Source organism: Kamptonema sp. PCC 6506, assembly GCF_000180455.1.
Taxonomy (GTDB): domain Bacteria; phylum Cyanobacteriota; class Cyanobacteriia; order Cyanobacteriales; family Microcoleaceae; genus Kamptonema; species Kamptonema formosum.
The window spans coordinates 22,381-32,344 of sequence record NZ_CACA01000299.1 but is presented as its reverse complement, the minus strand read 5'-3'; the positions used below and the strand labels follow the sequence as shown (position 1 = coordinate 32,344).

The following is a 9,964-nucleotide window of genomic DNA, read 5'->3' as shown; positions in this document are numbered from 1 at the left end:
AACAGTTAACAGTTACCAATTCCGAGATTGAATAAAAGTCTTAACTCGTGCTAAATGGCTTGACAAAGTAGCCAATAATTCCTCTCCACCGTCAATAGTTTGTGATTCTGGTAGCGGCTGATTTTGGCAATCTCGTGCTCTATCCTCTAACTGAGCTGCTAACTTTGCCATTAAGCGTACACCGACATTTGAAGCAGTTCCCTTGATCCTATGAGCTTGGTGTTCAACAGCATTCCAATTTTTAGCAAGTAAGGCAACTTTTGCCGATTCAATATCTACTTGTACGCTGTCAATAAATGCCTGTAAAAGTCGCTTGGGTAAGGTAGTATTTACTTTGCCAATTTGCTGCAAGCGCTTCCGATCTAAAAGTAAATCTAACTCTGTATCTTCTAAAAAATCAAGTGGGCTAGTGGTTTCGTTTGGTATAGTTTGTAATAGGGTAATTTCAATGTCAGTTTTTGCCGAACTATTTAAGTTATCTGCTTCTAAATATGAGCTATTTTCATTGTTTACACTTTTAATTTCATAATTGTTATCCATATTCTCATACTTATTAGCGATCGATTCATATTTTTTTAGGATTGCTGCCAAGTCTTCTATATCGACGGGTTTGCTGAGATAATCGTCCATCCCTGCTGCCAAACACTTCTCACGTTCCCCTGGCATTGCATGGGCAGTGAGAGCAATTACAACAGTCTTATGAGCGGAGTTCTCTCGCTCCTTATTGGCTTCTTGCTCCCTCAATTTTTTCGTAGTTGCATAACCGTCAAGGATCGGCATTTGGCAATCCATTAGCACTACATCATAGGTTTGAAGTTCGAGCATTTTTAGCGCTTCTTGACCGTTAGCTGCACAGTCGGCTTGATAGCCCAAAACCATGAGTTGATTGAGAATAACTTGTTGGTTAATATAGTGATCTTCAGCTAAGAGAATTTTTACGGATAATTGACTATTAGAAAGGGGCAATTGATAATTAGGTTTAGTAGAATTATCTTGACTGGTGACATAAGAAAACTTTTCTTCCTCTTCTTTGGTTGTTGCTGGTAAAAGGCTGTCACAAAACTGGGAAGCTCTCAGCGGTTTAATCAAGTAGCTAGCAGCGCCTAGAGAGCAAAGTGCCTCTGCTTTGTGTCGATCGCGCAGCGAAGTCACCCCAATCAGCAGGGGTTTTACTAACAGCGATCGCACAAAAGCCGCAAACCCTTGGGTATCTAATTGGGGTAGTTGCAGATCCAGAAATACCGCCGTGTAGTGCTCTTGCTCCCTACGAGCTCCAGAATTAGCCTCCTCCAACACCGCTAAAACAGTCCTCGCATCTTCCGCTTCAGTGCAGTAGGCCCCCCGCGCCTCCGCGATCGCCCGCGCTACCGCCCTGGTTACAGCACTATGGGATACCACTAACAACCGTTTACCCGCAATCTGGGAACCTCGCGATCGCTCTACAGGCTGTGGTTGCATCTGCAAAGGTATTGTAAACCAGAAATTAGAACCCTTACCCACAGAAGTGCGAACCCCAATTTCGCCTCCCATCATCTCCACTAACTGTTTGCAAATCACCAAACCTAAACCAGTACCGCCGTATTGTCTTGTCGGCGAGCCATCGACCTGAGAAAATGACTGGAACAGCTTTTTTTGCCCTTCTGGGGAAATGCCAATTCCACTATCGCGCACAGAAAAGATCAGCTTTCGATCGACTGTTGAGCTCTTGAGAGATACTCTGACTAAAACTTGACCGCGATCTGTAAACTTGATAGCATTATTTACCAAATTCAACAAAATCTGCTTGAGCCTTCCAGGATCGCCTTGCAACTGTCGGGGAACAGAGCTTTCAATTAAAACATTCAGTTCTAACCCTTTTTCTTCAGCCGTTGCTACCACCATTTCCACCATCGATTCAATGCAAACATCCAAATCGAAATCTAAGGTTTCCAGGCGCATTTCCCCGGCTTCAATCTTAGAGAAATCGAGGATATCATTGATCACAGAAAGTAGATGTTCGGCACTGCGATAAATTGTCTGAGCGTATTCTCTCGGTTTCGCCTCTAAGGAAAGGCGTAATAACAGTTGTGCCATTCCCAAAACTCCATTCATAGGAGTACGGATCTCATGGCTCATGTTAGCCAAAAATTGGGATTTTACGCGACTAGCTTCGATCGCCGCTTCCCGCGCCTCTACCAACTCATTAATGCGATCGCTAACTAGGACAATACCCCCAACTTCACCATCTGGAGCATACCAGGGGTGAATTGCCCAACGTAGGAATACAGTCGAGCCATCCTCGCGTTTCCAAGCATCTTCGCTGACTGAAACTACCTCACCAGTGAGCGATCGCTCGTGCATCTTCCTCCAGCGATCGGGAATATCTGGCAATACTTCATAATAGCTACGGTTGAGGATAGATTGCCCTTCTAAATTATATTGAGTCAGCCACCTTTGAGAGTGAGCCTGATAGCGCATTTCTTTATCAAACATCGCCATCGGTACAGGCACGCAAGCGATTATTTGCCGCAGTTGTTGGCGTTCCCTTTCTAGAGCTGCTTCTGCCAACTTGCGATCGCTAATATCACTAATAATACCCGCCATCCGTAGTGCTTTTCCCTGCTGATTCCGTTGCGCCTTTCCCCTACCAGTACAGTAGCGGTAAACATCGGAAGAGTGCAACAAGCGAAATTCAACATTATATTCTGTGCCCGTTTCCAGATGAGCTTCCAGAGCTTTTCTTGTACTCTCGTAGTCCTCTGGATGAAGGCGATCGAAAAAAGCCTCGATCGCACTTCCAAATTCAGAGCGCGACAAACCCACTATTTCCAGCAGGCGATCGTTCCAGTAAACCTCATTTTTACTTAAATCCCAATCCCAAATCCCATCATTAGCACCTTCCAGAACTAATCTGTAACGTTCTTCACTTTCTTTTAGCTTTTGCGAAGCTTGCGTAGCTTTAGTTTCAGCACGGTAAATTCTGATCGCATTTTGCAAGCTTCGGGACAAATTTTCAGGAGACAACTTAGCTTTAGCAATATAATCGGAAGCACCCGCTTTCATTAGTTCTACAGCAATTTGTTCATCTCCTTGACCAGTTAACACAATTAACGGGATTTTAATTCCTGCTTCCCTAATAGTTTTTACCAACTTTAGACCATCCCCATCTGGCAAGCGATAGTCTAGAAAGGCACAATCAAATGGTTTAGCGCTTGCCATTTCTTCCGCAGAATTAGTTAGCTCATTATGAGCTGCTAACAGCAGCACTCTCGCCTCCGCACTGCCCCCAGCTTCGGCAATTTCCACTCGCACACCAGCAATTTTTAGGGCTCGGCGGACTGCCATCCGATCCACTTCATCGTCATCAACTATCAAAACTTTTAGAGATTCTTCCATAATTGTTAGTTGTTGGTTTTTAGTTGTTAGTTTTTTTAGCTTGTGGTTGTTAGTTATTAATTGTTGTTATTAATTCTTAGTTGTTAGCTGTTAATTTTTAGTAGCTAGCTGTCTGTTATCATTCTGATTGCTGGTCGCTCTTTTTTTATTGTTAATTATTCGTAGTTAGCTGTTTGTTCGTTATTCATCTCACTGTTAGTTATGGGTTCTTATTTTCTAACTGTTGGTCGTTAATCGCTAATTGCCAAGCACTACTAACTATTAATAAAAACAACTAACCACTAACCACCAACAACTAACAACTAACCACTAACAACCAACAAATAACCACTAACAGTTACGGCATTTCACTTAGCATCCAGTATTTATTTAGCGTCGCGATCGTTTCAACAAAATTAGAGAACGTCACCGGTTTAAGAATATAGCCCGCTACATTCAGGTTATAAGCTTCTACTTTATCCCTATCCTCATTAGAAGTTGTCAAAACAATTACAGGAATCGACTTCAGCTTATCGTCTAACCGCAATTCTCGCAAAAACTCTATCCCATTCATTTTAGGCATATTCAAGTCCAGCAATACTAATCGGCGCAAGGAAGGAACCGCCAGTCCCTCTCCCTCGCCACGCAGCATCGCCAGTGCCTCCAGCCCATTTGCTGCCATGTAGAGGGGATTAATAATATTATTCTTTTTAAAGGCTCGGCGGATATTCATGACATCAACTTCATCATCCTCTACCAGTAAAATGTGGATCGTTTTTTCTTCCATAATAAACCTCTTGAATGTGTGGAAACTCCTTAGCAATATTGAGAAGGAGCAAACTTAGGCGAGAGAATTAAAGTTACTGTCAAATTGAACGCTCGTATTAGTGGTAATTAAGCTCAAATCTAAGTTTCGATATAATCATGAATCAGGATAGTTTCAGTTCTGTAAGAGAAATCTACCGGACGTTAAAATAGGTAGAGTTAACAACTAAATTTTCCCGTTTTCCTCGTTAATTACACTGAAAAATTAGGATGATATTTGAAAGTCCCGGCTTAATTTAGCCAGAAACCAAATTCATTTATAGTGCTTGTATTGCATTATTAGCGTTTTTTGCTTATTATTTAATTTCAGTTCTAACTTAATCGGGTACACAATTAACACCTCAATCCTTTTCAACTAAGAAAACTATGCACAGCAACCGAGGATCTTGAAGCTAGACATCACTTGTCTAAAGTAGAAAGGTCTATGCAATTATAGACAAATTTTAGTATGCCGATCAACATCTCTGACAAATCCCGTCCCATTAGCCTAACGGCAGGCTAAGCCAAAAAAAGCGGGAGTGTTAAAATGCCCAACCTCAATCTAAAAACTCAAATCCCTATGTCCCCCGACAGCAAACTTTACGAAGGCAAAGCCAAAATCCTCTACGCTACAGATGACAGCGAGATTTTGCTGACCTATTTTAAAGACGACGCTACAGCCTTTAACGCCCAGAAGCGCGGCACTATTGCCGGCAAAGGCGAAATTAACTGTGCCGTATCCCGCCACCTATTTCAGCTACTGGAAGCCAAAGGTATTCCCACTCATTTTATCGACTGCCCCAGCCCTAACGAGATGCGAGTCCGTCGCGTCCAGATTTTCCCCTTGGAAGTTGTAGTCAGGAACATTGCCGCAGGTAGTCTGTGCCAACAAACCGGACTGGCAGTGGGTACAGTTCTCACTCCAGCCCTAGTGGAATTTTATTACAAAAATGATGCACTCGGAGATCCCCTATTAACCCGCGATCGCCTGTTGTTCATGCAACTAGCAACCCCCTATCAACTTGAAGAACTACAAGCCGCCGCCCGTCAAATCAATGAAATTCTCAAAGGGTTTTTCAACCAGTGCGGCATTACCCTGGTAGACTTCAAACTGGAATTTGGACTCGATCGCGATCGTAAACTCATCCTCGCAGATGAAATTAGTCCCGACACCTGTCGCCTCTGGGATCAGTCCGAAACCGACCCCGACAAACGGGTGATGGACAAAGACCGATTCCGCCGCGATTTAGGTTCAGTGGAGACAGCTTATCAACAAGTCCTCCAGCGGGTTTTAGCTCAAAACGTTTAGACTCCCTTGCCAATGCGGTACAATTGCAAAGTTTGTCTAAAAGCGTTAATAGTTAGTGGTTAGTAGTTAGTGGTTAGTGGTTAGTGGTTAGTGGTTAATAGTTAGTCAAATCGGCAACCAACAACCAACAACTAACAACCAACAACTAACGATTAACAAAAATGTGGTGTGTGGAATGTCCAAAAATTGGAATAAAAATGCGATTATCTGCTGTTTTAGTGGCAGTTTTTACTGCCTCAGCAACTTTCGGATTATCAAACTCCGCAAATTGCCAAACATCCTCCTCTGAGCCTTCAGAAACAGGTTTAACGCCTAGCTCTGTAAAGTCTTCAAATTTATCTGAATTGTCTACATCAACTCAAAAACCAGGAGAGCCAATATCCAAAAATGCTACCAAAAAGTCATTACAGGCTCATAGATACCCGACTTTTTTGGAAAACTTTGGAGTAACTGGTAAAGCCGAAAGCACCGAGATATTTTTGTTGCCAAAGAACCCAAGTAAGCAGGAAAATACAATCGGTTGGATTGAAGAAACAAAAACCGCAATATCAAGAGATTTAGGAAAAATCTCTGAATCCAACCAGCCTCATAACATCGCCCAGATAGTTGAATTAAAATCTTGCAGCCCATTGGAAAACCAGCAGCCAGATCGAGATTCGACAACAAATAAAGTTATGGGGCGGACATCTTGTCCTCCCGACCAAAAGCTGGCTAAGAATGGGGAAACATATCAATTTAAACAAGCCGAAACCATCTCAGAGCGAGCCTTGGGGAATCCCACTTCATCCAAGCGAAACCCTGCATTAGACGGCACACCTGTAGGCTACGTCCCTCATTCTCCCAGGGACATTGCTCAAGCTCCACTGCCGCCTGATAACTCCGCTCCAGAGTCCCCTACCCCGCCAGTAGACATTCCAGCACCAAGCCCAGAAGCCCCTCCAGCGCCACCAGTACCAAGAACAACACCAACTCCCCCAGCGGGGCAGTCTGACTCCCAAGTGTTAGTTGCTGAAGTTGTTGTCAGCGGCGTAGAAGGTCAACTTGAAGATGAAGTCTACCGAGTCATCAGCACCCAACCAGGGCGCACTACAACTAGAACTCAACTGCAACAAGACATTAACGCGATTTTCGCTACTGGCTTTTTTAGAAATGTCCGGGCTGTACCGGAAGATACCCCTTTGGGGGTGCGAGTAACTTTTGTCGTCCAAGCAAACCCCATATTACGGGGAGTGCAAATCACTGGCCAGGAAGTTTTACCCCAAACCGTAATTGACGAAGCCTTTGGCGACCAATACGGCAAAATTCTCAACCTCCGGCAGTTTGAGGAGGGAGTGAAAAAAATCAATAAGTGGTATCAAGACAATGGCTATGTTTTGGGCCAGGTGATTGACGCGCCGCAGGTGTCTGATGACGGTAATGTGACACTGCAAGTCGCAGAAGGCGTGGTGGAAGGGGTAGAAGTTCGCTTTTTGAATAAGGAAGGTGAGGCAACTGATGCTAAGGGCCAACCAATCAAAGGCAACACTCGCGAATTTATTATTACCCGCGAGGTAGAACTGAAGCCAGGGGACGTTTTTAATAGAAATAAAGCTGAAAGAGATCTCCGGCGAGTATTTGGCTTGGGGATTTTTGAAGACGTGCGCCTTGCCTTGGAACCGGGAGCGACAGACCCCCGTAAGGCGCGGGTGATCGTCAATGTGATTGAAAAGAATACCGGTTCCCTGGCGGCTGGTGCGGGGCTGAGTTCCGCTACTGGGCTGTTCGGTACCATCAGTTATCAGGAACAAAATCTGGGGGGAAATAACCAGCGGTTAGGGGCGGAGTTGCAGATAGGGGAAAGAGCGACGCTGTTTGATGTCAGCTTTACTGACCCCTGGATCGCTGGCGATCCCTACCGTACTTCTTATACTGTGAATGCGTTCCGCCGTCGATCGATTAGCGTGATTTTTGATGGCGGGGACAATGAGGTGCGGTTGGAAAATGGCGATCGCCCTCGTATTCTTCGTACTGGCGGCGGATTGAGTTTTACCCGCCCCTTAGAGCGCAATCCTTTTGCTGATTCTGAATGGGTGGCTTCTGTTGGGTTTCAGTATCAGCGAGTATCAATTCGCGATCGCAATGGCAATGTTAGAGCCCGCGATGAGGATGATAACAAACTGAGTTTCAGTAATTCGGGTTCTGACGATTTGTTTACACTACAAGCAGGAATTGTACGCGATCGCCGCGACGATGCCCTGCGCCCCACTAGCGGTTCGCTGCTGCGGTTTGGGATGGAACAGTCTGTACCAGTCGGATCGGGAGCTATCCTATTCAACCGTATCCGAGGCAGCTACAGTTACTATCTCCCAGTACGTTACACTCGCTTTGCCACTGGCCCCCAAACCCTGGCTTTTAACATTCAAGCTGGTACTATTTTGGGCGATTTACCTCCTTACGAAGCTTTTGCCCTGGGCGGCGCTAACTCCGTCCGAGGCTACGATGAAGGAGACGTTGGTGCCGGTCGCAGTTTCATCCAAGCTACCGCTGAGTACCGCTTCCCGATTATTTCTTTCGTCGGCGCAGCCCTATTTATCGATGCGGCTACAGATTTGGGTACTGGTGGCAGCGTTCCTGGCGATCCCGCAGGTGTCAGAGGCAAACCAGGAAGTGGTATTGGCGCTGGTGTAGGGGTGCGGATTCAATCTCCTCTGGGCCCGATCAGAATAGATTATGGATTTAGTGTAGATGGTGGTAGCAGATTGCACTTTGGAATTGGCGAAAGATTCTAAATTTGTTAACTGTTAACTGTTAACTGTTAACTGTTAGTTGTTGATTCTCACTAAATTAGCAATTACCAAGACAGGACTTACTCACCCAACCAAAGAAACCGGGTTTTTTGACAAAAATACTTCGCCCTTATCCACAGATAATATCAAAAACCCGGTTTCTGGGACTCCATCGGTAAGTCCTATTTGTGTAAATCCTGTAGCGATTAGCCATTAGCAATTAGCAATTGGCAACGATGGGTAATTAGCGATTAGCGATTAGCCATTAGCGATTAGCCATTAGCCATTACCAATTACCAATTACCAATTACCAATTTATCGCAGAGTAACTTTGACTGATGTTTGTATTGATTTACTGGCCACTATCAGAATGCGGTAGACTCCAGACTGAGGTAATTTAGCTAAAGCTTCGCCGTTGCCTTGATCGAGCAGTTCTCCCGATGGAGATTCGATCGCTACATCTACATCCTTAGCAGTGACGGTCATTGTTTGCCCAACTTTCGCCTGAATTGTTAAAGGCTGGATTTCGTAGGCGGATAATTTAAGTTCAATGCTGGTATCTTTTGCTCCTCGCGCCATCGGGAGTTTGCGGTCTGGTTTATATGACCAGATTGCTTTAAAGTCACGTTCCAAAACAAAGCTAGTTGTCTGTTTTTTGGGGGTGATCCTTACTCGATAAAGACCTGACTCCGGTAATACCCCTACCCATTGGCTGACCTCTGTTTGAATTATGCCTAATCTTTGCCCGCTGGGGCTAAACAGTTCTGCTGTCAAGCTTCCCGCCCACAGAGATAAAGTTAGTTCGCGCCCTTTTATTCCTTCAAAAATGTAAGTAGTAGGTTTAGCGATTGTCTCTCGAATTTCGGGGCTTGACATTCTCCGAATTGGCTCAATAGTTGGGGTTGTGGTATTGCCAAGTGCAGTTGTTGCCACAAATACGGCCAGTAGCCCTGACAGTATTAGTTTTTTCATTTAATGTCCCAGTTCTGATGGCATGAGGTGCTGTAGGACATTACTTCGGTTTCCCTGGCTACGCCGGAAAAAATGTGGCGATCGCGAACTGGGATAATGATGAGTTCTAGAGGTGGGTTGAGCTGATAAATTTTGTCTCTTACCAAAGATATTTGGCGGTTCTATGGGTTTGAAATAACCCGCCGTAATTAATTCCTAAAATATAATTAATTCCTAAAATTAATAAGTCCCCTTCAGATGATCTGAAGAGGACTTTGTGAAGAGTGGGGCGATCGCGCTTTGTGGAGGGCGATCGCGCGTAATCTAGTATGTATGCCTAATTGATTACATCAAGCCCAACTGGGACAAAATACCTTGACCAGTCAGGAACTCAGTAGCAAGACCAATTACAAAGCCCAGCATGGCCAGACGACCATTCCAAGTTTCGGCGAAATCGGTAAAGCCCAATTTGGTTGTTTCTTTAGTTTCCATGATCGCGAACCTCGTTTAATTTCAACCTTGTTAAGTAATGTAACACAAGGACAGAAACAATGCAACATTTTTTTACATTTTTGTCAAAGGCTTGCTGTGAGGGAAACGGAGGCAGTGCTGATTCATTCTTTTAAAGCTATAGTCTGACAGAGACTAAAGTCCCTGTCTCAAGTGCGAAAGTCGTCTGAAGACGACTAGACAGCTAGTATTTGAGTCGGTTTAAACCGACTTCAGCTATTAGGCAGGGACTTTAGTCCCTGACGGGTTTCGGGAAAATGAAATAGCTCTG

Annotated in this window: 7 protein-coding genes; 2 read left to right on the top strand and 5 right to left on the bottom strand. The window is 44.6% G+C overall.

All coding sequences use genetic code 11. The annotated features are described in order from the left end of the window. Window positions 1–12: 12 nt before the first annotated feature. Both OSCI_RS17610 and OSCI_RS17605 read right to left on the bottom strand, forming a co-directional pair. Complete coding sequence (locus tag OSCI_RS17610; protein ID WP_007356414.1) at window positions 13–3,375, bottom strand: response regulator; 3,363 nt, start codon at window positions 3,373–3,375, stop codon at window positions 13–15. Window positions 3,376–3,712: 337 nt separating this feature from the next. Beyond that, window positions 3,713–4,141 carry a response regulator gene (locus tag OSCI_RS17605; RefSeq protein ID WP_007356413.1) on the bottom strand — a complete coding sequence of 143 codons (429 nt, stop codon included), beginning with the start codon at window positions 4,139–4,141 and terminating at the stop codon, window positions 3,713–3,715. A 597-nt stretch (window positions 4,142–4,738) separates the two neighbouring features. Here OSCI_RS17605 and purC point away from each other — a divergent pair. Together purC and OSCI_RS17595 are read left to right on the top strand one after the other, a co-directional pair. Continuing rightward, window positions 4,739–5,467: a phosphoribosylaminoimidazolesuccinocarboxamide synthase gene (purC, locus tag OSCI_RS17600; RefSeq protein WP_026103663.1), complete on the top strand. Its 729-nt coding sequence runs from the start codon at window positions 4,739–4,741 to the stop codon at window positions 5,465–5,467. A gap of 197 nt (window positions 5,468–5,664) precedes the next feature. Continuing rightward, window positions 5,665–8,235 (top strand): BamA/TamA family outer membrane protein, encoded by a 2,571-nt coding sequence (locus OSCI_RS17595; RefSeq protein ID WP_019487026.1) that lies wholly within the window; start codon window positions 5,665–5,667, stop codon window positions 8,233–8,235. 312 nt (window positions 8,236–8,547) lie between these two features. Here OSCI_RS17595 and OSCI_RS17590 read toward each other — a convergent pair whose 3' ends face one another. The 3 genes from OSCI_RS17590 to OSCI_RS17585 form a co-directional block, all read right to left on the bottom strand. Continuing rightward, window positions 8,548–9,204, bottom strand: a complete 657-nt coding sequence (locus OSCI_RS17590; RefSeq protein WP_007356410.1) for a hypothetical protein — start codon at window positions 9,202–9,204, stop codon at window positions 8,548–8,550. Continuing rightward, window positions 9,201–9,350, bottom strand: a complete 150-nt coding sequence (locus OSCI_RS30095) for a hypothetical protein (protein WP_155523372.1) — start codon at window positions 9,348–9,350, stop codon at window positions 9,201–9,203. Before OSCI_RS30095 ends, OSCI_RS17590 begins: the two co-directional genes overlap by 4 nt. 178 nt (window positions 9,351–9,528) lie before the next feature. After that, window positions 9,529–9,675, bottom strand: a complete 147-nt coding sequence (locus OSCI_RS17585) for a chlorophyll a/b-binding protein (protein ID WP_007356409.1) — start codon at window positions 9,673–9,675, stop codon at window positions 9,529–9,531. Window positions 9,676–9,964 lie beyond the last annotated feature (289 nt).

Bases quoted from the DNA above. Each gene is read 5' to 3' on its own strand.
- OSCI_RS17610 (WP_007356414.1), bottom strand. From the start codon at position 3,375: ATGGAAGAATCTCTAAAAGTTTTGATAGTTGATGACGATGAAGTGGAT.
- OSCI_RS17595 (WP_019487026.1), top strand. From the start codon at position 5,665: ATGCGATTATCTGCTGTTTTAGTGGCAGTTTTTACTGCCTCAGCAACT.
- OSCI_RS17590 (WP_007356410.1), bottom strand. From the start codon at position 9,204: ATGAAAAAACTAATACTGTCAGGGCTACTGGCCGTATTTGTGGCAACA.
- purC (WP_026103663.1), top strand. From the start codon at position 4,739: ATGTCCCCCGACAGCAAACTTTACGAAGGCAAAGCCAAAATCCTCTAC.
- OSCI_RS17585 (WP_007356409.1), bottom strand. From the start codon at position 9,675: ATGGAAACTAAAGAAACAACCAAATTGGGCTTTACCGATTTCGCCGAA.
- OSCI_RS17605 (WP_007356413.1), bottom strand. From the start codon at position 4,141: ATGGAAGAAAAAACGATCCACATTTTACTGGTAGAGGATGATGAAGTT.